At 71.1% G+C, this 23,141-nt stretch carries 24 protein-coding genes; 11 read left to right on the top strand and 13 right to left on the bottom strand.

The genetic code is table 11. From position 1 onward, the window contains the following. Window positions 1-19 precede the first annotated feature (19 nt). Complete coding sequence (gene zapE / locus GP2_RS03730) at window positions 20-1,036, bottom strand: cell division protein ZapE (protein ID WP_006899132.1); 1,017 nt, start codon at window positions 1,034-1,036, stop codon at window positions 20-22. A gap of 35 nt (window positions 1,037-1,071) precedes the next feature. On the opposite strand from zapE, the gene GP2_RS03735 reads away from it, so the two are divergent. From GP2_RS03735 to msrB, 4 genes are all read left to right on the top strand, one after another. Further along, window positions 1,072-1,878, top strand: a complete 807-nt coding sequence (locus GP2_RS03735; protein ID WP_006899133.1) for a dihydrofolate reductase family protein — start codon at window positions 1,072-1,074, stop codon at window positions 1,876-1,878. Between the two features lie 18 nt (window positions 1,879-1,896). Continuing rightward, complete coding sequence (locus GP2_RS03740; protein WP_051997157.1) at window positions 1,897-3,480, top strand: alpha/beta hydrolase; 1,584 nt, start codon at window positions 1,897-1,899, stop codon at window positions 3,478-3,480. A gap of 98 nt (window positions 3,481-3,578) precedes the next feature. After that, window positions 3,579-4,850, top strand: a complete 1,272-nt coding sequence (locus GP2_RS03745) for a glycosyltransferase family 87 protein (protein WP_006899135.1) — start codon at window positions 3,579-3,581, stop codon at window positions 4,848-4,850. Between the two features lie 88 nt (window positions 4,851-4,938). Next, window positions 4,939-5,379 (top strand): peptide-methionine (R)-S-oxide reductase MsrB, encoded by a 441-nt coding sequence (gene msrB, locus GP2_RS03750; protein ID WP_006899136.1) that lies wholly within the window; start codon window positions 4,939-4,941, stop codon window positions 5,377-5,379. A 78-nt stretch (window positions 5,380-5,457) separates the two neighbouring features. Here msrB and GP2_RS03755 read toward each other — a convergent pair whose 3' ends face one another. The 4 genes from GP2_RS03755 to hemE form a co-directional block, all read right to left on the bottom strand. After that, complete coding sequence (locus tag GP2_RS03755) at window positions 5,458-5,706, bottom strand: hypothetical protein (protein ID WP_006899137.1); 249 nt, start codon at window positions 5,704-5,706, stop codon at window positions 5,458-5,460. Window positions 5,707-6,012: 306 nt separating this feature from the next. Continuing rightward, a complete protein-coding gene (gene hemQ, locus GP2_RS03760; RefSeq protein ID WP_006899138.1) occupies window positions 6,013-6,708 on the bottom strand; it encodes a hydrogen peroxide-dependent heme synthase in 696 nt (231 codons plus the stop codon). Between the two features lie 48 nt (window positions 6,709-6,756). Beyond that, entirely contained in the window at window positions 6,757-8,157 is a 1,401-nt protein-coding gene (gene hemG, locus GP2_RS03765; protein WP_006899139.1) for a protoporphyrinogen oxidase, read from the bottom strand. After that, window positions 8,157-9,218 carry a uroporphyrinogen decarboxylase gene (gene hemE, locus GP2_RS03770; RefSeq protein ID WP_083900182.1) on the bottom strand — a complete coding sequence of 354 codons (1,062 nt, stop codon included), beginning with the start codon at window positions 9,216-9,218 and terminating at the stop codon, window positions 8,157-8,159. The genes hemG and hemE overlap by 1 nt, the downstream gene beginning before the upstream one ends. Before the next feature lie 154 nt (window positions 9,219-9,372). Between hemE and GP2_RS03775 the strand changes: the two genes are divergently transcribed. The 3 genes from GP2_RS03775 to GP2_RS03785 all read left to right on the top strand — a co-directional run bounded on the left by GP2_RS03775 (window position 9,373) and on the right by GP2_RS03785 (window position 11,793). Beyond that, the gene (locus GP2_RS03775; protein ID WP_006899141.1) at window positions 9,373-10,002 is read left to right on the top strand and encodes a DUF3000 domain-containing protein; all 630 of its coding nucleotides are present in this window, start codon (window positions 9,373-9,375) and stop codon (window positions 10,000-10,002) included. A 5-nt stretch (window positions 10,003-10,007) separates the two neighbouring features. Beyond that, on the top strand, window positions 10,008-11,297 hold the full coding sequence (locus tag GP2_RS03780; RefSeq protein WP_006899142.1) for an HRDC domain-containing protein: 1,290 nt from the start codon (window positions 10,008-10,010) through the stop codon (window positions 11,295-11,297). Window positions 11,298-11,364: 67 nt separating this feature from the next. Beyond that, window positions 11,365-11,793: a type II toxin-antitoxin system Rv0910 family toxin gene (locus GP2_RS03785; RefSeq protein ID WP_006899143.1), complete on the top strand. Its 429-nt coding sequence runs from the start codon at window positions 11,365-11,367 to the stop codon at window positions 11,791-11,793. Between the two features lie 72 nt (window positions 11,794-11,865). On the opposite strand, the gene dxs is transcribed toward GP2_RS03785, so the two are convergent. The 3 genes from dxs to GP2_RS03800 form a co-directional block, all read right to left on the bottom strand. Then, window positions 11,866-13,848 (bottom strand): 1-deoxy-D-xylulose-5-phosphate synthase, encoded by a 1,983-nt coding sequence (gene dxs / locus GP2_RS03790; protein ID WP_006899144.1) that lies wholly within the window; start codon window positions 13,846-13,848, stop codon window positions 11,866-11,868. A gap of 158 nt (window positions 13,849-14,006) precedes the next feature. Next, a complete protein-coding gene (locus GP2_RS03795; RefSeq protein ID WP_006899145.1) occupies window positions 14,007-15,299 on the bottom strand; it encodes a class I SAM-dependent RNA methyltransferase in 1,293 nt (430 codons plus the stop codon). Further along, window positions 15,296-17,302 (bottom strand): APC family permease, encoded by a 2,007-nt coding sequence (locus GP2_RS03800; RefSeq protein WP_006899146.1) that lies wholly within the window; start codon window positions 17,300-17,302, stop codon window positions 15,296-15,298. The genes GP2_RS03795 and GP2_RS03800 overlap by 4 nt, the downstream gene beginning before the upstream one ends. 78 nt (window positions 17,303-17,380) lie before the next feature. Here GP2_RS03800 and GP2_RS03805 point away from each other — a divergent pair, with 78 nt between their 5' ends. Together GP2_RS03805 and GP2_RS03810 are read left to right on the top strand one after the other, a co-directional pair. After that, entirely contained in the window at window positions 17,381-18,046 is a 666-nt protein-coding gene (locus GP2_RS03805; protein WP_006899147.1) for a potassium channel family protein, read from the top strand. After that, window positions 18,043-18,705: a potassium channel family protein gene (locus tag GP2_RS03810; protein ID WP_006899148.1), complete on the top strand. Its 663-nt coding sequence runs from the start codon at window positions 18,043-18,045 to the stop codon at window positions 18,703-18,705. Before GP2_RS03805 ends, GP2_RS03810 begins: the two co-directional genes overlap by 4 nt. A 17-nt stretch (window positions 18,706-18,722) precedes the next feature. On the opposite strand, the gene GP2_RS03815 is transcribed toward GP2_RS03810, so the two are convergent. Beyond that, window positions 18,723-19,301 (bottom strand): DUF3159 domain-containing protein, encoded by a 579-nt coding sequence (locus GP2_RS03815; protein ID WP_083900186.1) that lies wholly within the window; start codon window positions 19,299-19,301, stop codon window positions 18,723-18,725. Between the two features lie 128 nt (window positions 19,302-19,429). Then, complete coding sequence (locus tag GP2_RS03820; protein ID WP_006899151.1) at window positions 19,430-19,804, bottom strand: OB-fold nucleic acid binding domain-containing protein; 375 nt, start codon at window positions 19,802-19,804, stop codon at window positions 19,430-19,432. 218 nt (window positions 19,805-20,022) lie between these two features. On the opposite strand from GP2_RS03820, the gene GP2_RS03825 reads away from it, so the two are divergent. Beyond that, window positions 20,023-20,754 carry an alpha/beta fold hydrolase gene (locus GP2_RS03825; protein WP_006899152.1) on the top strand — a complete coding sequence of 244 codons (732 nt, stop codon included), beginning with the start codon at window positions 20,023-20,025 and terminating at the stop codon, window positions 20,752-20,754. A gap of 43 nt (window positions 20,755-20,797) precedes the next feature. Here the strand turns inward: GP2_RS03825 and GP2_RS03830 are convergent, their stop codons facing one another. After that, window positions 20,798-21,613 (bottom strand): DUF3710 domain-containing protein, encoded by an 816-nt coding sequence (locus tag GP2_RS03830; RefSeq protein WP_006899153.1) that lies wholly within the window; start codon window positions 21,611-21,613, stop codon window positions 20,798-20,800. 74 nt (window positions 21,614-21,687) lie between these two features. Further along, a complete protein-coding gene (gene dut / locus GP2_RS03835) occupies window positions 21,688-22,158 on the bottom strand; it encodes a dUTP diphosphatase (RefSeq protein WP_006899154.1) in 471 nt (156 codons plus the stop codon). Window positions 22,159-22,181: 23 nt separating this feature from the next. Here dut and GP2_RS03840 point away from each other — a divergent pair, with 23 nt between their 5' ends. Further along, on the top strand, window positions 22,182-22,694 hold the full coding sequence (locus GP2_RS03840; RefSeq protein WP_006899155.1) for a DUF3093 domain-containing protein: 513 nt from the start codon (window positions 22,182-22,184) through the stop codon (window positions 22,692-22,694). Window positions 22,695-22,839: 145 nt separating this feature from the next. Here the strand turns inward: GP2_RS03840 and GP2_RS03845 are convergent, their stop codons facing one another. Next, window positions 22,840-23,139 carry a DUF4193 domain-containing protein gene (locus GP2_RS03845; protein WP_006899156.1) on the bottom strand — a complete coding sequence of 100 codons (300 nt, stop codon included), beginning with the start codon at window positions 23,137-23,139 and terminating at the stop codon, window positions 22,840-22,842. Window positions 23,140-23,141 lie beyond the last annotated feature (2 nt).

Consider the following 23,141-nt stretch of genomic DNA (forward strand, 5'->3'; position numbering starts at 1 on the left):
GAATCGGGCCGGACGGCCCTCAGACCGCCGTCTCGGCGAAACGGGAGAGTGCGAGCAGGCGCGAGGTGGCGCGCAGGTACTTCTTGCGGTAGCCGCCCGCGAGCATCTCCTCGGTGAAGATCTCGTCGAGCTTGGCGCCCGACACCGTGACCGGGATGTTCGCGTCGTAGAGACGGTCGGCGAGCACCACGAGGCGCAGCGCCACCGACTGGTCCTCGGCCGGGTGCACACCGGTGATGCACACCAGCGAGACGCCGTCGACGAGATCCTTGTACTTCGACGGGTGCAGCCTGCTGAGGTGCTCGCACAGCGCGTCGAAGTCGTCGAGCGTCGCGCCCTCGGTGTTCTCGGCGATCTCGACCAGCTCGGCGTCGGCGCGCGGGTCCGGGGCCGGCGGCAGGTCGCGGTGACGATAGTCGGGGCCGTCGACGCGGATCGTCTCGAACACCGACGACAGCTTGCGGATCTCGCGCAGGAAGTCCTGGGCCGCGAAGCGTCCCTCGCCCAGTTGGCCGGGCAGCGTGTTCGACGTGGCGGCGACGTTCACGCCGGCGGCGGTGAGCTCGGTGAGCAGGCGCGAGACCAGCATGGTGTCGCCCGGGTCGTCGAGCTCGAACTCGTCGATGCACAGCACGGTGTGCTTCGACAGCCGCTCGACGGCGTTGGTGAAGCCCAGCGCACCCACCACGTGGGTGACCTCGACGAACGTCGCGAACGACTTGGGCTCGGGCATCGAGTGGTAGATCGAGGCGAGCAGATGGGTCTTGCCGACGCCGAACCCGCCGTCGAGGTAGAGGCCGACGCCCTGCGTCGGTGTCTTGCGGCCGAACAGGCCCTTCCGCTTGCCCGAACGCGCCTTCGAGGCCCGTTCCACGAATTCGCGCGCCTTGGCCACCGCCGCGGCCTGGGTCGGCTCGTTCGGGTCGGGGATGTAGGAGTCGAAGCTCACGTCATCGAAGGTGGACGGGGGAACCATCTCATCGATGAGTGCATCCGCCGAGGTCGCAGGATTGCGATCGCAAAGTCGAGCCGCCATGAGTGGAGCCTAACCACCCGGGGAATGATGGACCCATGTTCCACCTGCACAAAGCGACCCAGGTCACACCCGACGAGGGCGAATCGGAGACGCTGCGGCAACTCGCGCGGCAGTACCCCTACCCGCCTCGGGCGGCTGAGGGGCCGGGCGCCCGGGCGCCCTACGTGCGCGCCAACATGGTGGCCTCGATCGACGGCGCGGTCACGGTCGAGGGCCGCTCGGGCGGGCTCGGGGGCCCCGGCGACAAGGCCGTGTTCCGGACGCTGCGCGGACTCGCCGATGTGATCCTGGTGGGGGCCGGGACCGCGATCACCGAGGGCTACCGCCTGCCCGAGCCCGACGCCGTGTTCGCCGAGCTCCGCGCCGGCAACGGTCAGGCACCCGCCCCGGCGCTGGCCCTGGTGTCGCGCTCGTTGTCGATCCCGCCCGACTACGCACCACTCACCCACGAGAACACCGTCGTGCTGACCTGTGCAGCGGCGCCGGCGGACCGGCGTGCGGCGCTGCTCGACGCCGGGGCGACCCTCGTCGACTGCGGAGACGACACGGTCGAGACCGAGGAGATCATCGCCGAGTGCGGACGCCGGGAATGGCCACGCGTGCTGTGCGAGGGCGGCCCCCAGCTGCTCGGAGCCGTCGTCGCCGCCGATCTGCTGGACGAGCTGTGCCTGACCACCAGCCCGATCCTCGCCGGAGGCGACGCCGGTCGCATCGTGGCAGACACGCGGGCCGACGGTGCCGGCCTAGCGTCGAGAGGGATGACCCCGGCGGCGATCATGACCGACGACGACGGCTTCGTCTTCACCCGCTGGGTGCGCCACGACCGCTCGTCGATCCACTGAGCAGATACCCTCGCGGTCATGCGTAGAGCGCGCGCCGTCAAGGCGTCATTGCCCGGGGCACTGATGGGTGCGATCGTCGCGATGGTCGTGTCGTCGTGCGCGGTGGGCCCCGACCCCGGCCCCGACCTCGTCCCCGGCGGCGGCAAGGGCGCCGGTTCGGTGCCGTCCTCGGCGGCGCCGGACCCCGCGCCGACCCTGACCGCACCCGCCACCGATCTCGAGTGGACCGAATGCGCGGGCACCACGGCCCAGCGCTACGGCGTCGGGCGTCCGGCGGACGTGACGATCGAGTGCGCCGAATACCGCTCCCCGATCGACCGCGACAAGCCGGACGGCGAGGCGCTGACCATCGCCGTGACCCGCGCGCGGACCGCCGAGACGCCCGCCGACGCGGCGCCGCTCGTGCTGACCTCCGGTTCGGACATGCCGTCCTCGCGCACCCTGATGGTGCTGGCGTCGGGCCGGGGCCGGGCGATCCTGGACACCCATCCGGTGGTCGCCGTCGACCACCGCGGCATCCCGCTGTCCGGCGACGTCGACTGCATGACGCGCGAGGAGCGCGCGACGATCGCGAGCAACGGCCTCACCCCGCGCGGCGCGTCCACCCAGGCACGCATCTCCCGGCTGGCGTCGGCCGCCTCGTCGGCGTCGGACGGATGCACCGAGACGCTGACGCCGTACCAGCTCAACTTCTCCGCGGGGTTCGCCGCGTCGGATCTGGAGACCCTGCGCAGCAGGTGGGGCGTCGAACACCTCGGCCTCATCGGCGTCGGCGAGGGCTCCGACGTCGTGCTGGCCTACGCATCGCTCTACGGCGGCCGCGCCGGGCGCATCATCCTCGACACCCCCACGCCGTTCGGGGCCAACGCCCGCGACCGCGCCCAGCTCCGCGCCCAGGGCGTGCAGACCGCGCTGCAGGGCTTCGCACAGCGGTGCTCGACGCTCGACGGCTGCCCGCTCGGCACCAACGGCGTCGGTGTGATGAACAGCGTGCTGACCAAGGCCCGGGCCGGTCGCCTGGACGGGCTCTCCGACACCTCGGCGCTCAACGCCATCACCACCACCCTGGCCCTGGCCCCCGACCGTCCCGACGCGCTCCTCGACCTCGCCCGCGCCATCTCCGCCGCCGACTCCGGGAACACCGCCGCCCTGGTGCGGCTGGCCGAACGAGCCGACGAGCTGCGCCTTCCCGACGGCGCGATCGTGTCGCGCTGCAACGACGTCACCGGGCCGGTCGGCCAGAACGAGGTACCGGGTCTGGTCGACGCCTGGTCCAAGCAGAGTTCGCTGACCGGATCGGACTCCGCGCTGTCGCTGGTGCGGTGCAACGGCTGGGCGGCGGGCACCGCCGTGCGGGCGCCGTCCTCGCTGCCCGCCGACCCGCTGGTCCTCAACGGCACCCGCGACCCGATCAACGGCGGCCTGGGCGCGAACGCACTGGCTCCGGTCTTCCTGAACGCCTCCGCGGAGCCGGTCACGGTCAGCTGGGACGGACTCGGCTACTCGGTCCTCGCCCGCAGCGACTGCGCGGCCGGCGTGGTCGCCGAGTACGTCGCGAAGGCGCCGCTGGGCGGTCCGACGCAGCGGGGCTGCCCCGCCTGATCCCGCGGGCCGTCGCACGAGGCCGGAACCGGCGCGCAGCACGCCGACGCCCCGGGGTTCTACCCAGCGCGTGAGGCGACTCGTAGTACGGTGCGCGGGTGGCCAATCTCGACAGGTACCTCTATCCCCAGATGAGTGCGCAGCGGATCATCCCGATGATCCTGTGGCCGGTCAGTCTGCTGATGGTCGTGCACCGTTCGGTGTTCCTGGGTGTGAACGGCGACCGCACCGACGACTTCAAGCCGGTGTACGCCGCGGCCTACAACTTCCTCAACAACCTGCCCGTCTACGGCGAGAACTACGACACCGTCGACCCGCATTACCTGTACCCGCCCTCCGGCACCCTGCTGATGTCGCCGGTGGCGGTCATCGACTACGAACGTGCCCGGTGGGCGTTCATCGCGGTCAGCGTCGTGGCACTGCTGATCTGCGCGTACCTGCTCACCCGGATGTTCGGGTACCGGCTGAACTCGTGGGTGATGCCGACGGTGCTGTTCGTGTTCTTCTTCACCGAGTCGGTCTCCCACACGCTCATCTTCACGAACTTCAACTCGTTCGTGCTGCTGGGCATGCTCGCGTTCCTGATGCTGATGCGGTCGCGCCACGATTGGTGGGCCGGCGTGCCGATGGGACTCACGCTGGCGGTGAAGCCCGTGCTCGCGCCGCTGATGCTGCTCCCCCTGCTCAACCGGCAGTGGCGGGTCTTCGCGTTCGCGATCATCGTCCCACTGGTGCTGACCGCGGTCGCGTGGCCGCTGTCGGTCGACGCCGAGGACTTCATCGCCCGGACCGTCCCCTACCTCGGTGAGGCCCGCGACTACTACAACAGCTCGATCGCCGGCAACGGCGCCTACTTCGGCGTCGACCCGTGGCTCATCCTGCTGCTGCGCATCGCCTTCGTCGCGATGGCCGCGTTCTCGCTGTGGTTCCTCTACCGCTACTACCGCACCACCAACGAGCTGCTGTGGATGACGACGTCGTCGGGCGTGCTCCTGTGCACGACCTTCCTCGTCGGGTCGCTGGGCCAGGGCTACTACTCGATGCTGCTGTTCCCGCTGCTCATGACCGTGCTGCTGCCGGGATCGGCGATGCGCAACTGGCCGGCCTGGCTCGGCGTCTACGGCTGCATGACCTTCGACAGCTTCTACTCCGAACGCTGGACCTCGTTCGGTTGGATGGTCGAGTACAACAAGGTGACCTACGGCTGGTCGCTGCTGATGATCGCGGTCTTCTGCTCGCTGCTGTTCCGGTGGTTGGACATGCGCGCCGACGGCGTCGCCGACGGGCAGTTGCGGCCGGCCCCGACGACCGCCCGTCCGGCGGCCGAGCCCCGGAACACCGACGACGCCTCGCTGTCGCTGTCGAAGTAGGGCCACCGCTGCGCGCCACCGGGCGGTCGGCCGCAGCGTCGTCCAGCACCTGCCGAGCAGCCGCCGCGCTCCGCGCTACCGTGGTCTCATGACCGACAGCAAGCCCGACACCGACACCACCACGCCCGAGGACCTCGCGAACCTCTCCGAGGAAGAGTGGCGCAAGCGCCTCACCCCCGCGGAGTACCGGGTACTGCGCCAGGCGGGCACCGAGGCGCCGTTCACCGGCGAGTACACCGACACCAAGACCGTCGGCGTGTACCGCTGTCGGGCCTGCGACGCCGAACTGTTCCGCAGCGAGACGAAGTTCGACTCGCACTGCGGCTGGCCGTCGTTCTTCTCCCCGCTGGCCGGCGACCGGATCATCGAGCGCGAGGACAACTCGCTGGGCATGAAGCGCGTCGAGGTGCTGTGCGCCAACTGCAAGAGCCACCTCGGCCACGTGTTCGCCGGCGAGGGCTACGGCACTCCCACCGACCTGCGCTACTGCATCAACTCGATCAGCCTTCGACTCGAACCGGCCGAGTAGACGCGAGAAGGCCTCCGGGCGAGCGCATCCCGTGCGGGAACGCCACTCGCTCGGAGGCCTTCGAGGCGGCCGCCGGACCTACGGCTGGTTCTGTTCCTTCTCCTTGTCGGCCTGTTCCTGCTTCTCTCGTTCGGCCTTTTCCTTCTCGGCCTTCTCTTTCTCGGCCTGTTCGGCCTTTTCCTTCTCGGCCTTCGCGCGCTCTTCGCGTTCCTTCTGCGCCTGCTCTTCCTTGAGCTTGTCCGGGTCCTTCTCGTCCTTCGGCGGGGTGTCCACGCCGCCGGGGCTGCCCGAATCCTTGGGGTCGTCGTCGGGCTGCGGGATGCTCACCTCGTGCTCGCCGATCGGACCGTCGTCGGCGTCGCCTCTGCCTGACGCCGTCTCACCCGAGACCGCGCCGGCGGCCTCTACAATTAACAGAGTCAGTCATGTCGGACAATACGAACGATTGACCAAGTCAACTGTGCCACAACGGGAAACACACGCCGAAGCCGCGCGCCGATCGGCGCCGAGATGAGCAACGGTCACGACATCCGTTCTCGCTCAACCGGTTCGGATGAGCGAGAACGGAATCGGTCAGCGATTCGACGACCGCCGCATGCGTGACGAATCAGAAACCCGGGCCACCCGGACCGATCAGGGCAGCGCGTCGATCAGCGCCGACACCTCGACGCGGGGGCCGGTGAAGAACGGGGTCTCCTCGCGGACGTGGCGACGCGCCTCGGTGGCCCGCAGGTCGCGCATGAGGTCGACGATGCGATGCAGCTCCGGCGCCTCGAAAGCCAGCAGCCACTCGTAGTCGCCGAGCGCGAACGACGCCACGGTGTTGGCACGGACGTCCTTGTACTCGCGGGCGGCCATGCCGTGGTCGGCGAGCATCTTGCGACGCTCCTCGTCGGGCAGCAGGTACCAGTCGTAGGACCGGACGAACGGGTACACGCAGACGTAGTTGCCGGGCTCCTCGCCGGCGAGGAAGGCCGGGATGTGGCTCTTGTTGAACTCCGCCGGCCGGTGCAGCGCAACGTTGGACCAGACCGCGTCGGCGGCACGACCGAGCAGCGTCTCGCGACGGAAGCGCTGGTAGGCGGCCTGGATCGCCTCGACCTCGGCCGCGTGCCACCAGATCATGAAGTCGGCGTCGGCGCGCAGGCCCGAGACGTCGTAGACGCCGCGAACCACCACGCCGGAGTCCTCGAGGGACTTGAAGAAGTCGGCGGCATCCGATTTCACCTGGTCACGGTCGTCACCGAGTTCGCCGGGGCGCACGGCGAACACCGAGAACATGACGTAGCGGATCGTGGAGTTGAGTTCTGCATAATCCAAGCGGGCCATGCTCACATCGTGCCACCGCACCCGCCGGCCGATGCAGTCAGGTCGGGCTCACGCGAGGTCGGCGAGCAGCGCCGACCCGGCACGTCCGGCCTGCGCGATGCACGCCGGGACACCGACGCCGCTGTACGACGACCCGGCCAGGGCGAGGCGGCGCGGGCGGGCGCCGAGCGCCTCCTCCATCGCGGCCAGATGCCCCGATCGGTAGACGGGCAGGCCGTCGGTCCACCGCTGGACGTAGGTGTCGACGACCCGCGAGGACACCGGTTCCACGCCGGCGGCACCGCAGACCCGGTCGAGGTCGGCGAGCGCCTCGGTGCGCAACCTGTCGTCGACGCCGGGTTCGGTGTCCGCATCCGGCACCGGCGCGCCGAACCGGCCGAACGACGCGCGCACCGAGACCAGCGCGTCGTCGTGCGAGAGATGTCCCCACTTCTGCGAGCTGAGCGTGAAGGCCTTGGCGCGCAGGCCCTCCCCCGTCGCCACGAGCACGCCGGAGTGTTCGGGAAGCCGCGTGCCGGGTTCGAGTGCGATCGAGACCACCACCGACGAGGCGCCCTGCACCGCGGCGAGGCGGCCGGCCAGATCAGGCTCGGCGGCACCGAGCGTCCGCGCCGCGTCCCAGGCCGGGATCGCGAGGATCACGCCGTCGTAATCGCGCTCTCCCCCGTCCCCGGTCGCGAGGCGCCAGCCGGTCGCGGCGCGCTCGAGTCCGGTGACGGCGCAACCGATCTCGGGTTCGACCCCGGCGGCCGCGACGAGCGCGTCGAGCAGCACGCGGTAGCCGCCGACGAGCGTGCCGAAGACCGGACCGGAGCCCGTGGCTGCGGTGATGAGCGCGTTGACCGCCTCGGTGAGACTCGTCGCGCCGGCGTCGAGCCTCGCCGCGAGTGCGGGCAGCGCCTCGCGCAGGCCGATGTCGCCGGCCAGGCTGGAGTACACGCCGCCGAGCATCGGGTCGACGCTGCGGGCGACCACCGACTCGCCGAAACGGTCGGCGACCAGCTCGCCGACGGTCGGGTCGGCCGAGGTGTCCCAGGTCAGGGCACGCTGGGGCTCGGTGCGGACCAGGTCGAGGTCGGCGGGCTCGACGAGGCCGGCGACGGCCTCGGGCGCGGCGGGGATGCCCATCAGCGCGGGTGCGGGCAGCGGATGCAGGCGGTCGCCCGACCACACCGCGGGGCGGCGTCCGGTGGGCGACACCACCCGATCGGCCAACCCCAACTCGGTCACCAGACCGAGCGCCTCGGGCCGACGGACGATGAACGCCTCGGCACCCACGTCGACCGACAGTCCACCGACGGTGGCGGTGTGTAGGATGCCGCCGATCCGGTCGGAGGCCTCCAGGACGTCGATGCGCGCAGCGGCGCCCAGGTGCTGTCGCAGACGGTAGGCGGCCGTGAGGCCGGAGACGCCTGCGCCGACGACCGCGATGCGCACCCCGCCGGACATCAGATGCTGTGGACCAGTTCGACGACGCGGGTGAGCACGTCGGGGTCGGTGGCGGGCAGGACGCCGTGGCCGAGGTTGAAGATGTGGCCGACGGCGCCGGCCGCGATCGCGCGCTCGCCGTCGGCGACGACGCGGCGGACCTCGCGCTCGACGACCTCCGGGCCCGCGAAGAGCAGGGTCGGGTCGAGGTTGCCCTGCACGGCCTTGCCGGGGCCGACCCGGCGGGCCGCCTCGTCGAGCGGGACGCGCCAGTCGACGCCGATGACGTCGGCGCCCGCGTGGGCCATCGGAGCGAGCAACTCGCCTGTGCCGACGCCGAAGTGGATTCGGGGGACGCCGTAGTGGGCGATCTCGGCCAGCACGCGGGTGCTGTGCGGGGCGACGTAGGTTTCGTAGTCGGCGGCCGACAGCATGCCCGCCCAGGAGTCGAACAGCTGGATGGCGTCGACGCCGGCGTCGAGCTGCACCTGCAGGAACGCGATGGTGATGTCGGCCAGGCGGCCCATCAGCTTCGACCACGTCTGCGGGTCGCCGTGCATCATCGCCTTGGTGCGCTCGTAGTTGCGGCTCGGACCGCCCTCGATGAGGTACGACGCGAGGGTGAACGGCGCTCCGGCGAAACCGATCAGCGCCGCGTCGTCGAGCTGTTCGAGCAGCAGGCGCACGCCGTGGGCGATGGCGCCCACCGCGGCCGGCTCCAGGCGCGGGATGCGGTCGACGTCGGCGGGGGTGCGGACCGGTTCGGCGATCACCGGGCCGGTGCCCGCGACGATGTCGAGGTCGATGCCCGCGGCCTTGAGCGGGACGACGATGTCGGAGAACAGGATCGCCGCGTCGACGTCATGGCGGCGGACCGGCTGCATGGTGATCTCGCAGACGAGCTCCGGATCGAAGCACGACTCGAGCATGCCGTGGTTCGCGCGGATGGCGCGGTACTCCGGCAACGACCGACCGGCCTGCCGCATGAACCACACCGGTCGGCGTGACGGGGTCCCACCCGTGGCGGCCGCGACGAGCGGCAGGTGCGACCGATGAACCCGGGTACCAGTTGCGTTCGACATCACCGATCACTCTGCCATGTTCGGCGGTGAGAGCCGCCCCGACCCGTCCGACTCCGGCCCGAATCGTCCGATTCCACTCCTGCGTCCCCACCACTGGGGCCTCGGATCGGCGCGCCTCCGCCGCAGCCAGGCGATACACACCTACGGTCGAACGGTGACTTCTTCGGGAGCTCCGGACGAGCCTGCTGATTTCCGCGCTGCGGTGGAGTCGCTGCACGCTGCCCGGGTCCGCCGTGAGATCGAGGTCGGACCCATCCGCCCGCCGCAGCGCCTCGCACCGTACAGCTACGCCGTGGGCGCCGAGGTACGCCCGCCCGACGACGCCGACATCGTCCCCACCGATTCCCAGGGTTCGGCCTTCGGCCGCCTCATCCTGCTCTACGATCCAGCCGGGCAGGACGCCTGGAACGGCACGATCCGCCTCGTCGCCTACCTGCAGGCCGAGGTCGAGGCCGCGCTGGCCATGGACCCGCTGCTGCCCGAGGTCGCGTGGAGCTGGCTGTCGGACGCGCTCGGCGTCCCGGTCGGCGAGAGCGCCACGCCGGAGGGATCGTCGAGCCGGGTCGCGGTCACCGCCCTCGGCGGCACCGTCACCTCGACCACCTCCGTCCGTTACGGCGACATCGCCGGGCCGCCGCGCGCCCACCAGCTCGAGGTGCGCGCCAGCTGGACCGCGTTGTCCTCCCAGGGCCTCGACGGCCACCTCGAGGCGTTCTGCGACGTGCTGGCCTCCGCCGCCGGACTCCCGCCGGCAGGCGTGACCCAGCTGGGCACCACCACGTGAGCGCGGTGAACACCCCCGGGGAGCCGACGCCCGACGACCCGGAGGTCGAACCGCTGCTCACCCCGGCCGACGGGGTGCCGCCGGTGTTGTCGACGGCCGAGGAGTTCGCCGACGCCGCAGACGCGCTCGCCGCCGGCGAGGGCCCCATCGCCGTCGACACCGAGCGGGCGTCCGGGTACCGGTATTCGCAGCGCGCCTATCTCATCCAGATCAAGCGCCGCGGAGCGGGCAGCTTCCTGCTCGACCCGATCGCCGACCCCGACGCGCTGGCGCCGGTCATCGAGGCACTGCGCGGCCCCGAATGGGTCCTGCACGCCGCCGACCAGGATCTCCCCTGCCTCCGCGAACTCGGTTTCGTCTGCGTCGAGCTCTACGACACCGAACTCGCCGGACGCCTCCTCGGGCTCAGCAAGGTCAACCTCGCGGCGATGGTCGCCCAGTTCCTCGGCCTCGGCCTGGTGAAGGGGCACGGGGCCGCCGACTGGTCGCGCCGCCCGCTTCCCGACGACTGGCTCAACTACGCCGCCCTCGACGTCGAGGTACTGGTCGAGCTGCGCGACGCGATGGACGCCGCGCTCGTCGAGGCCGGCAAGGATCGTTGGGCCCGCGAGGAGTTCGCCTACATCCTGTCGCGCCCGCCGGCCCCGCCGCGGACCGACCGCTGGCGCAAGACCTCGAACATCCACACGGTGAAGTCGGCGCGCGCGCTCGCCGCGGTACGTGAGTTGTGGACCGCCCGTGAGCAATTGGCCGAGCGACGCGACATCGCCCCGGGCCGGGTGCTGCCCGATGCCGCGATCGTCAACGCCGCGACCGCCGACCCCAAGACGAGTGCCGAGCTGACCCGGCTCCCGGTGTTCGGCGGCCCGCGGCAACGGCGTCAGGCCGGGATCTGGCTCAACGCGCTCAAGCGCGCCCGCGAGCTCCCCGAGAGCGAGCTGCCCTCCAAGAAGACCGGTGGATCCGGCCTGCCCCCGGTGAACCGGTGGGAGCAGCGCAACCCCGAGGCCGCCGCGCGGATGCAGCGGATCCGCCCGGCACTGAAGGAGATCGCCGAGGAGAACAACCTGCCGGTGGAGAACCTCCTGGCGCCCGACCTCGTCCGGCAGCTGGCCTGGGACGGCATCTCCGGGCCGGTCACCGTCGAGGCGGTCGACGCGCACCTCGCGGCCGCGGGTGCCCGCTCATGGCAGCGCTCGCTCACCGCGGAAGCCCTGGCAGAGGCACTGGACGGGGCTACGGAGGGCGCCGGGACGACCGACGGGACGTACGGGGCGACGGACTCTTCCGAGTAACCGGGCGGGGTTCTGGGTACGAGACGCGACAGAACCCCGATCACCCGAGAGAACAGGGAGAAACCCCGTGGCCACAGTCTCCGTCGGCATCGACTCCGACCTCGAGCCCGCCGAGGCGTGGGCCCTCGCCAGCGACCTGTCGCGCTTCGACGAGTGGATGACGATCTTCGGCGGCTGGAAGTCCCCCGTGCCCGAGACGCTCGGCGAGGGGACGACGATCTCGTCGCTGATCAAGGTCAAGGGATTCCGCAACGTCATCCACTGGACCATCACCGACTACGACGAGCCGAGGCTCATCGCGCTGTCCGGAAAGGGTCGCGGCGGCGTGCACATCGACCTGGCGATGAAGGTCGACGACATCGCCGACGGATCACGCTTCGACCTGTCGGCCGACATCTCCGGGGGTCTGCTCAACGGGCCGGTCGGCCGACTCGTCGCCAAGGTCCTCGAGTCCGACGTGCACCGGTCGATCTCGAATCTGGCCGCGCTGCACTGACTTCCGCACGGAGCAGGCCCGGGCCGTCGGTCCGGGTCGCCGCATCCGGTCCGCGCTGCGGCCGGAGAACCGTCAGTCCTGACCCGGTGCCTCGACCGGCGCCTCGGCGGGCGTCTCGACCGCGCTCCGGTCGGATGCGTCCTCGGCCCCCATGCCGGGCGTGGCATGCATGCCCGCGACCGTCGCGGTGATCGAGCGGGCGAGGTCCTGGGCGGTGAGCCCGAGGTCCGAGAGGATCTCGCCGCGCGAGGCGTGCGGGATGAACTCCTGCGGGATGCCCTTGATCTGGACCGGGACGGTCACCTCGGCCGCCGACAGCGCCCCGGCGACCGCCGAACCGACGCCGCCGTTGACGCAGCCGTCCTCGAGCGTGACGACGAGACGATGGTTGCGGGCCACCTCGACCACCGAGGCCGGGACGGGCAGGACCCAGCGGGGGTCGACGACGGTCGCGTCGATCCCCTGCTGCGCCAGGCGTTCGGCGGTGTCGACGGCCAGCGCGCAGAACGCGCCGACCGCGACGATGAGCACGTCGCCGCCGGCCGGACCGGCCTGGCGGTCGGCGCGATGCAGCACGTCCACCCCGTCGTCGAGCCGTTCGACGGCCCGGATGTCCTCGGGCACCGCGCCCTTGGAGAAGCGCAACGCGGTGGGACCGTCGTCGACGGCGAGCGCCTCGTCGAACTCCTCACGCAGGCGCACCGCGTCACGGGGCGCGGCGACGCGCAGCCCCGGGACCATGGACATCAGCGACAGGTCCCACATGCCGTGGTGGCTGGGGCCGTCGGGGCCGGTGATGCCGGAGCGGTCGAGCACCAGCGTGACCGGCTGCTCGAGCAGCGCGACGTCCATCAGCAGCTGGTCGAAGGCGCGGTTGAGGAAGGTCGAGTAGATCGCGACGACCGGGTGCAGGCCGCCGAGGGCGAGGCCGGCGGCCGACGTCATGGCGTGCTGCTCGGCGATGCCGACGTCGAAGAAGCGGTCGGGGTAGCGTTCGCAGAACGGGGTGAGACCCGTCGGGCCGGGCATGGCCGCAGTGATGGCGACGACGTCGGGACGGTTCGCGCCCGCCTCGAGCAGTGCCGCGGAGAAGATCGAGGTCCAGTCCTGCGGCGCCACGCTGGTCGGCCGGCCGGTCACCGGGTCGATGATGCCGGTGGCATGCATCTGGTCGGCCTCGTGGTTCTCGGCGTGCGCGTACCCCATCCCCTTTCTGGTGACGGTGTGCACGATGACCGGGCCGCCGTAGTCGTGGGCGTTGCGCAGCGCCGTCTCGACCGCACCGATGTCGTGCCCGTCGACCGGGCCGACGTACTTCAGGCCGAGATCGGTGAACATCGCCTGCGGGCTCAGCAGGTCCTTGAGGCCGCTCTTCATGCCGTGCAGGACTGCGTAGGCGGGCTCGCCGACCACCGGGACCTGCTTGACCACGCGGCGGCTCTCGTCGAGGAACCGCTCGTATCCGGGCTGCAGGCGCAGACCGGAGAGGTGACGCGCGAGTCCGCCGATGGTCGGGGCGTAGGAGCGGCCGTTGTCGTTGACGACGATGACGATCGGGCGGTTGGCGGCGGCGATGTTGTTGATCGCCTCCCAGCACATGCCGCCGGTGAGGGCGCCGTCGCCGACCACCGCGACCACGGTGCGGTCGCCCTGGCCGGTCAGCTCGAAGGACTTCGCCAGACCGTCGGCGTAGGACAGCGCCGCCGACGCGTGGGAGGACTCCACCCAGTCGTGCTCGGACTCGGCCCGCTCCTGGTACCCGGTGAGGCCGCCGCGCTGGCGCAGGTGGTCGAAGCCGTCCTTGCGTCCGGTGACGATCTTGTGGACGTAGCACTGGTGCCCGGTGTCGAAGATGATCGGGTCGTGCGGCGAGTCGAAGATGCGGTGGATGCCCAGCGTGAGCTCGACGACGCCGAGGTTGGGCCCGAGGTGCCCGCCGGTCGCCGCCACCTTCTCGATCAGGAAGGCCCGGATCTCGGCGGCCAGGGTCTTCATCTCCGTCTCCGACAGGGACCGGAGATCGGCCGGCGAGTTGATCCGGTCGAGCACACCCATCGTTTCCTCCATCGCGTGACGCACCCGGGTGGAATCCCGGTCCGAAACCGGCGGGGTCGATCCCCCGGTTCATAACCCGTCAGTCTACGGAAGCATTCGGACCCGTCCCGCGTCGCGGATGGCCCTCCGCCGCCCCGGACGCACCCCGGCCGGGGCGGTCACCGACCCCGGACCAGGCACGCGACCGCCTCCACGTGGTGTGTCAGCGGAAACGCGTCGAAGGCCCGTATCCCGGCGATCCGGTAGCCGGCCCGCGCGAAGAGACCGAGATCACGCGCGAATCGCGCTGCGTCGCACCCGACGTGGACCACGACGGCCGGTTGCGCCGCGGCGATCGCGCCGATCACCTTCTCCCCCGCACCGGTCCGCGGCGGGTCCAGGACGACGATGTCGGGCGTGGCCTCGAGGGCGGCCAGGCAGGCGGCCACCTCGCCGCGATGGGTGGTCACCGGATCGCCGGCGAAGGTCTGGTCGGCCGCGGCGAGCGCCCCGGCATCGGAGTCGACGACGTGCACCTGTTCCAGCCCGCCGAACCCGTCGGCGTCGAGCAGGGCTCCGGCGAACACCCCCGCGCCGCCGTAGAGGTCCCACGCGATCCGCGGAGCGGCGTCGAGGTGTTCCCGCGCGAACCCGACGACGGTGTCGGCGTAGGTCTGCGGGGCGGCGCGGTGGGCCTGCCAGAAACCCGTGACGGGGATCTGCCACTCGCGTCCGCCGACACGGCGCACGGCGGCGGCGTCGCCCTCGACGACCGTCTGCGCGCGGCGTCCGGTGCGACGCTGCCGGTTCTTCTGGGCGCGACGCCGCGGGTCTCCCCGGCGCACCTCGGTGACCGGGGCGAGTTCGGTGATGTGGCGGACGCCGTCGGTGTCGAGGACCACCGCGAGCTCGGCGTGCGGGGTGAAGCGGCGGGCGGCGAGGTCGTCGACCATTCCCGGCGCGGGTTGCACGCACGCCTCGTGGACGACCCCGGCGCCGCGGAACGCACGCTGTCCGGCGCGACCGGTCCCGTCGACGGCGAGGCGGGTCCGCACCCGCCAGCCGGTGTCGGGGCCGGGCAACCGGCCCACCCCGCGACCGGCGAGCTCGGTGTGGGAGACCGAGGCCTCGTCGAGATGGCCGACGCGGGCCAGCACGTCGAGCAGGACGGCCTGTTTCAGGTTCCGCCCGTGGTCGGGGTCGATGTGCCCGAGGTCGCAGCAGCCGGCACCGGCGGCCGCGGCCGGACACGGCGTCGGCACGCGGTGCGGCGACGGTTCGAGGATCTCGACCGCGTCGGCCCGCCAGTACGAGTCGTGGCGGTCGTCGGTGACCTCGGCGACGACCCGCTCGCCGGGGATCGCGCCGCGCACGAACACCACCCGGCCGTCGGCCCGACCGACCGCCTCCCCGCCGTTCGCCGGCCGGTCGACGGCGACCTCGATCCTTCGTGCAGTCGTGTCCGCGCTCATCGGCGCTCCTCCGTCTCCCCGAGCGCACGGCGCGTCACGCCCGGCGCCATGTACCGCTTGGTGTCCTTGCGCCGGTCGGACGAGCTGAGCTGCCACGGCACCGACGTCACCATCACGCCCGGCTCGAACAACAGGCGCCCCTTGAGCCGCAGGGCGGACTGGTTGTGCAGGATCTGCTCCCACCAGTGACCGACGACGTACTCCGGGATGAACACGGTGACGACGTCGCGCGGGTGTTCGCGCCGCACGCGCCGCACGTAGTCGATGACCGGGCGGGTGATCTCCCGGTACGGCGAGGCGATGACCTTGAGCGGAACCGTGATGTCGCTGGCCTCCCACTCGCCGACCAGCTTTCGGGTGTCGCGGTCGTCGACGTTGACCGTGATCGCCTCCAGCACGTCGGGCCTGGTCGCCCGCGCGTACCGCAGGGCGCGTTTGGAGGCCATGTGCAGGCTCGACACCAGCACGATGGAGTGGGTCCGGCTCGGCAGCACGCCCTCGTCCTCGGCCTCGGCCAGCTCCAGCTCGTGCTGGACGCTGGCGTAATGGCGGTGGATCAGCTTCATCAGCACGAACAGCGCCACCATCGCGAGCACCGCGATCCAGGCGCCGGAGGTGAGCTTGGTGGCCAGCACGACGACCAGCACGGTCCCGGTCAGCAGGAAGGCGATCGAGTTCACGATCCGCGACTGGATCATCCGACGGCGGGCGCTCGGATCGGATTCGGTGCGCAACAGCCGGGACCAGTGACGCACCATGCCCAGCTGGCCGAGCGTGAAGGACACGAACACCCCGACGATGTAGAGCTGGATCAGAGTGGTCACCTGCGCGTCGAAGGCCACCACGAAGACGATCGCGGCCACCGACAGGAACAGGATGCCGTTGCTGAACGCCAGGCGGTCGCCGCGCGTGTGCAGCTGCCGCGGCAGGTAGCGATCCTGCGCGAGAACCGAACCGAGGACCGGGAACCCGTTGAAGGCGGTGTTGGCCGCCAGCATCAAGATCAGGGCGGTGACCATCACGACGAGGTAGAAGCCCGCGGGGAAGGAGTCGAACACCGCCCGCGCGATCTGGGCGATCATCGACTTCTGCTGGTAGCCGTCCGGTGCGCCGACGAGGTCGGCGGCCGGGTCCATCACGTACTTCGCGCCGATCTCCTGCGCGAGGACCACGATACCCAGCAGCAGTGTGATCGACAGCGCTCCGACCATCACCAGTGTCGTCGCCGCGTTGCGCGACTTCGGTTTCCGGAACGCCGGGACGCCGTTGCTGATCGTCTCCACGCCCGTCAGCGCCACGCACCCGGAGGAGAACGACCGGGCGACGATGAACACCAGGGCCAGGCCGGTCAGGTCACCGTCGTCGGCTCGGATCCCGAAATCGGCTGTCTCCGAACGAACCTCCTCCCCCAGGACGAAGATCTCGGTGAACCCCCAGACGAGCATGGCGAACACGCCGATGATGAACGCGTAGGTCGGCAGTGCGAGCAGCGCCCCGGACTCCTTGATGCCGCGCAGGTTGATCGCCGCGAGGACGACGATCGCGCCGACGCAGAACCAGACCTTGTGGTCGTCGACGAAGCCGACCGCCGACCCGATGTTCTCCGCGGCTGCGGTCACCGAGACGGCCACGGTCAGCACGTAGTCGACGAGCAGGGCGCTGCCGACGGTGAGGCCCGCGTTCGGCCCCAGGTTCAGGGTGACGACCTCGTAGTCGCCGCCACCCGACGGGTAGGCGTGCACGTTCTGGCGGTAGGCGGCGACCACGACCGCGAGCACCACCGCGACCGCGACGGCCACCCACGGGGTGAACGCCAGCGCGGACAGGCCCGCCACCGACAGGACGAGGAAGATCTCCTGCGGCGCGTAGGCCACCGAGCTGATCGCGTCGGATGCGAAGACGGGTAGGGCTATCCGTTTGGGGAGAAGCGTGTGGCCCAGCTTGTCGCTGCGGAACGGTCTGCCGAGCAGCAGTCGCTTCGACACCTTGGTGAGGGTGGACACCAGGCAACCCTAGAGCCTCCGCCTCACGGCGGGTAGGTTCGACTCGCGGCACCCGAGCCGCGTCACGAGAGGAATGTCGTGCAGGTAGTCATCATGGGTTGCGGGCGCGTCGGCTCGTCGCTCGCCATGGCGATGCAGAAGCGCGGACACGACGTCGCGATCATCGACCGCGACCCCTCCGCCTTCGCCCGGCTGGGCTCCGGGTTCGCCGGACGCACCATCGTCGGCGTCGGATTCGACCGGGACATCCTCGTCAAGGCCGGCATCGAGCATGCCGACGCCTTCGCCGCGGTGAGTTCCGGTGACAATTCCAACATCATCTCCGCCCGTGTCGCGCGCGAGACCTTCGACGTCGAGCGTGTGGTCGCCCGCATCTACGACGCCAAGCGCGCCGAGGTCTACGAGCGTCTCGGCATCCCCACCGTCGCCACCGTGCCCTGGACCACCGAGCGTTTCGTGACCGCCCTCGGCGAGACCGCCACGACGGAGTGGCGCGATCCCTCCGGCGGGCTCGCGATCGCGCAGATCGACGTCGACGAGTCGTGGATCGGCGTGACGGTCACCCGGTTCCAGGAGGTGACCGGCGCCCGGGTGGCGTTCCTCAACCGGGTCGGGCGGCCGATCCTCCCCGACGCCAAGACCGTCCTGCAGCAGGACGACGTCGTCTACGGCGCCGTCCTGCTCGACAACCTGAAGTACGCGCGCGAGGTCGCCGCGAAACCGTTCTGGCAGGAGGAGTCGTGAAGGTCGCCATCGCCGGGGCCGGCGCGGTCGGGCGTTCGATCGCCCGTGAGTTGCTGACCAACGCCCACGAGGTCACGCTGTTCGAGCGCAAGGCCGACCACATCGACCCGGACTCGGTGCCGGGCGCGTCGTGGATCCTCGCCGACGCCTGCGAGCTGTCGCGTCTGGAGGAGGCGCAGCTGCAGACCTTCGACGTGATGATCGCCGCCACCGGCGACGACAAGGCCAACCTCGTCGTCAGCCTGCTGGCCAAGACCGAGTTCGCCGTGAACCGCGTGGTGGCCCGGGTCAACGACCCCCGCAACGAATGGTTGTTCGGGGAGGACTGGGGAGTCGACGTCGCGGTGTCCACGCCGCGGCTGCTCGCCTCGCTGGTGGAGGAGGCGGTGTCGGTCGGCGACCTGGTCCGCCTGATGACGTTCCGTCAGGGCCAGGCCAACCTGGTGGAGCTCACGCTCCCGTCGAACACCCCGCTGGCCGGCAAGCCGGTGCGCAGGCTCGAACTCCCCCACGATGTCGCGCTGGTGACGATCCTGCGGGGCGGACGGGTCATCGTGCCGCAGTCCGACGACCCGATCGAGGGCGACGACGAACTGATCTTCATCGCGCCCGAGGAGGCCGAGGGCGCGCTCTACGAGGCGATGAAGATCGCGCGCTGAACCCGGTCGAGCGCCGCTCAGGCCTCGACGGAGTGTTCCTCGCGGACGGCGCGGCGGACGAGCAGGATCGTCGCGAGCACGACGAGCGCCGTCAGCGGCCACCCCATCGCGATGCGGGTGACCGCGAGCCATCCGGTCGCGCCGGCGTCGTACAACTCGGACTGGGTGAGATAGCGCGCGAGGAAGACCAGCGCCCACAGCGCGGTCGCGATGTCGTAGGCGCGCAAGGTCGGCCGATGGCGGCGCCATGCGGTCCCCTCGCCGTTGACGAGGTGCCAGGCCACGCCGATCAGCGGCCACCGGACGAGGATGGACCCGGCGAACAGGATCGCGTAGGCGAGGGTGGTCCAGATCCCGAACAGGAAGTACCCCTTCGCGTCACCGACACGGTGGGCGATGAACACGCAGATCGCGACGCCCAGCAGACCCGACAGCGCCGGGGTGAGGCGCTCGCGGCGCAGCAGCCGCACCGCGAAGATCCCGACGCCGACCACCAGCGCGGCGATGATGGCGGCCCGCAGGCCGAAGAAGGAGTTGACGGGCACGAACACCACCACCGGGATGGTGGAGTAGACCAGCCCGGAGACGCCGCCCATCTGTTCGAGAACCGTGGGCGCCGGCACCTCCGGCTCGGTGTCCGGCGCGGGCTCGGGTCCGCTCGTCACAGGCCCGTTCTCGTCGTGGAGGGGGCGTTGCTGGGACTCGTCGGTCCCGGGATCGAAGGTCACTCGTCGGTGCCCTGCAATTCGTAGTACGGGTTGAAGATCACCTTGTGGCCGTCCTGGACGGCGACGCGGCCCCGCACGGTCAGCTTGCGGCCGGGTTCGAGTCCGGCGATCCGGTTACGGCCCAGCCACTTCAGCAGCACGACGTCGGTCCCGTCGAAGAACTCCGCCTTCACCCCCGCCTTCGCGGCGCGGGAGCAGGTCTCGACCGCGCGGAGCTCACCGTGCATGGTGACCTCGTCGCCGCGCGCGCAATCCGACGCGCGTTGAGCGCCGGTCGCCTTGGATTCCTCGGCGATGCGCTCGGCGTCGACGTCCCCGAGGTCCTCGGTCAGCCGACGGGTCAGTCGCTTGAGATAGCCGGCTGTGGGCATCCCAACCTCCCAGGTGTTTCGGACGGCACCGTGACCCACGCGGGCGGTGCCGGCGCCACCGAACACATGATCGGTGACTCCCGCCAGCGTAGACCCGGTGTCGGCCGGTGACAATGTCGACGGCCGGGCCCCGGCCCCCGACGGGCGGAGCCCCTCTGACCCCGTCCGGAGGACACCTCCGGCCCGGTCCGGAGGACACCCTAGGGCATGATCGTCGCGTGCCGATCACCGACGCCCCGACCGGAAGGCCGCCCGAGCCCGCGGCACTCGTGGCGATTCCCGGAACCGGTTCCGACGCCGATCACGTCACCCGGGCGTTCGGACCGGCCGCACGCTCGCTGGGGGTCGACCTCATCGCCCTCGAACCGACGGCGTCGCTGATCGCAGGTCACGTGGCGGGGCTGGAACGCGCCGCCGCCGAGCACGGCCGGATTCTGGTCGGCGGGGTGTCGATCGGCGCGGCGATCGCCGTGGACTGGGCACTGCGGGCAGGCGGCGCAGGATGCGCCGGGGTGTTCGCCGCACTGCCGGCCTGGAGCGGCGCTGCCGACGCCGCGCTCGCGGCGGCAAGCGCACGCGCCACCGCCGACGCCCTCGAGGCCGATGGGCTCGAGGCGACGATCGCGGCGATGGCGGCCGGCAGCCCCGACTGGCTCGCCGCGGAGTTGTCGCGGTCGTGGCGACGCCTGTACCCCGCGCTCGTCGGCCAGCTCCGCGAAGCGGCGTCGTACACGGCACCCACTCTCGGGCGGATCGCGACCCTCGAGGTGCCCCTGGCGATCGTGGCGGCCGACGACGACCCGATCCATCCGCTCGCCGTGGCGCGTGCATGGCGTGACGCGGCACCGCGAGCGGCGCTCGTCGAGGTGACCCTCGAGGGCTGGGGCCGCGAGCCCGCCCTGCTGGGCGACAGTTGCGCGGCGGCCTACCGGGGTCTCAGGGGCTCATAGCCGCTCGCCGGTTGACACTCGCCGGGGTCCGCACCCGGACGGGTCACCGACGGCGGAAGAACCGCTGCATCGCCGAACCCGACGACGGCGGCAGCGGCGGCTCCTCGTCGGCGGCGGGGTCGGCGGCCGCAGGCGCTCCGGTGTCACCGACGGCACCTGAGGCATCGTCGCCGAGCACGGTGGCGCCCGCCGCCTGGGCGGGCGCGCCGCCGGTCTCGGGTGCCTGCGGCACCTGTCCCGTGGCCTCGGCGGGCTGTCCCTCCTGGTCGCCGAACATCTGTTGCCGGGCTGCGGCGACCTGATCGGCGAGCACCGGCGGCAGGACGATCGGCAGCGGGTCGCGCGGCGGGTAGGGCTCGGAGCCGCGACGCACCACGGTCTCGGCGAGCACGGCCCGGCTGAGGCGGGCGAGGTCGTCCGCGGCCTCGGTGGGCCCGCTGCCCACGCACCGAACGAGCCAGCGCGGACCGTCGACGCCGATGAAACGATGGGTCGCGCCGTCGGCCTCGGCGACCACCTCGCGTCCCCAGTGACCGTCCTCGACGCTGGTGGCGGCCCCGCTGTCGCGCAGCGACTCGGCGAGCTCGCGCACCACCTCCCGCCACAGTCCCGGGGTCTTGGGGGCGGCGAAAGCGCTCACCGAGATCCGACCGATCGGGGTGACGAGATAGACGTTCTGGGGCTGGTGGTCCTCCGACATCTCGACGGTGACCTGGCCGCCCTCGACGACCGGGACGAGGACCGACCCCAGGTCGAGATGCGAGTTCTCCAGCTCCCGGGGATCGGTCTCCAGAGCATCGATGTCGTAGGGACCGCGAGCCTCGCCGACCCGCAGCCCGTCGGAGGTGTTGTTCGTCATCGCCTACTCCTCGTCGCCGGCATCACGTCATGAACATTAATCGACGTGTGCCCGGCGACCTCCGTCATGCGATCTCAACCCAGGATGGCGTGTCCGCCGCTCGAGCCGTAGCCGCCCTCGCCGCGGCTCGTCTCGTCGAGTTCGTCGACCTCCACGAACTCCGGGAGCTCGACGCGCTGCACGATCAGCTGCGCGATCCGATCCCCGCGGGAGATGGTGATCGACTGCTCGGGGTCGAGGTTGATCAGGCACACCTTGATCTCGCCGCGGTATCCGGCGTCGATGGTTCCCGGCGTGTTGACGATCGACAGGCCGGCGCGGGCCGCCAGCCCGGAGCGCGGATGGATGAGCCCGACGGTGCCGTGCGGCAGCGCGATCGCGATGCCGGTGCCGACGAGCTGCCGGCGGCCGGCGGGGAGTTCGAGGTCGATCGCCGAACACAGATCGACTCCCGCGTCCCCGGGATGGGCGCGGGTCGGCAACGGCAGATCGGGGTCGAGGCGTCGTACCGCGATGGGCGGCAGAGGGGGGAGATCTGAGGTCACGCACGCAGACTACGCTGACGCGAGTGAGCGCACCTCATCCAGACAGCAACGGCGGCGCCGACCTCTACGACGAACGACTGGTCGTCCCCTGGTGGTGGTGGTTGGCCGCAGTGGTCGTGACCGGGGTCGTCGGCTACGAGATCCAGCTGTTGGCGCACGGCAGCAAGTGGAGCATCATCGGCTACGTCGCCACCGCGTTCATCGCGGTCATGCTCCTGATCTCCATGAGCCGCACCCGCATCCGGGTGACCGCCGACGGCGAGCTGCACGCGCACCGCGCCCGGCTCCCCCGCTCGGTCATCGCCCGCGGGGCGACCGTCCCGCCGAGCGCGAAGTCGGCGGCCCTCGGGCGCCAGCTGGACCCGGCCGCCTATCTCGTGCACCGCTTCTGGGTGAAGACCATGGTGTTGCTCGTCCTCGACGACCCGGACGACCCCACGCCGTACTGGCTGGTGTCCACGCGCCACCCGGAGAAGGTCCTCGAGGCGCTCGGCCTGTCCGACGCCGCCGCCGACCGGCCGGAACCGCGGGCCTAGCCGGCTCCGGTCCCGACCGAGATCTGGCATGTGAAGCGGCGCTCCCGCTCCCCTGCCGACAGACGACCCGAGGACGACCAGACCCGAAGACGACAAAAAGGGGCCGCGCCGCGTGGCGCAGGCCCCTCGTCGTCGGTCCGGTCGATCAGGCGCAGTCGACGCAGATCAGCTGGTTGCCGTTCTCCTCGGCCAGCCGACTGCGGTGGTAGACGAGAAAACAGCTGCTGCAGGTGAACTCGTCGTCCTGCTTCGGGATGACCCGCACCGACAGCTCCTCGCCGGAGAGGTCGGCGCCGGGGAGCTCGAAGGATTCGGCGGTGTCGGACTCGTCGACGTCGACCGCCGCGGCCTGCGCCTCGCTGCGGCGGGCCTTCAGCTCCTCGAGAGAGTCTTCGCTGAGGTCCTCGGTCTCCGTGCGTCGTGGCGCGTCGTAATCAGTAGCCATTG

The sequence above is a fragment of the Gordonia paraffinivorans NBRC 108238 genome, from assembly GCF_000344155.1.
In the GTDB taxonomy this organism is placed as follows: Bacteria; Actinomycetota; Actinomycetes; order Mycobacteriales; family Mycobacteriaceae; genus Gordonia; species Gordonia paraffinivorans.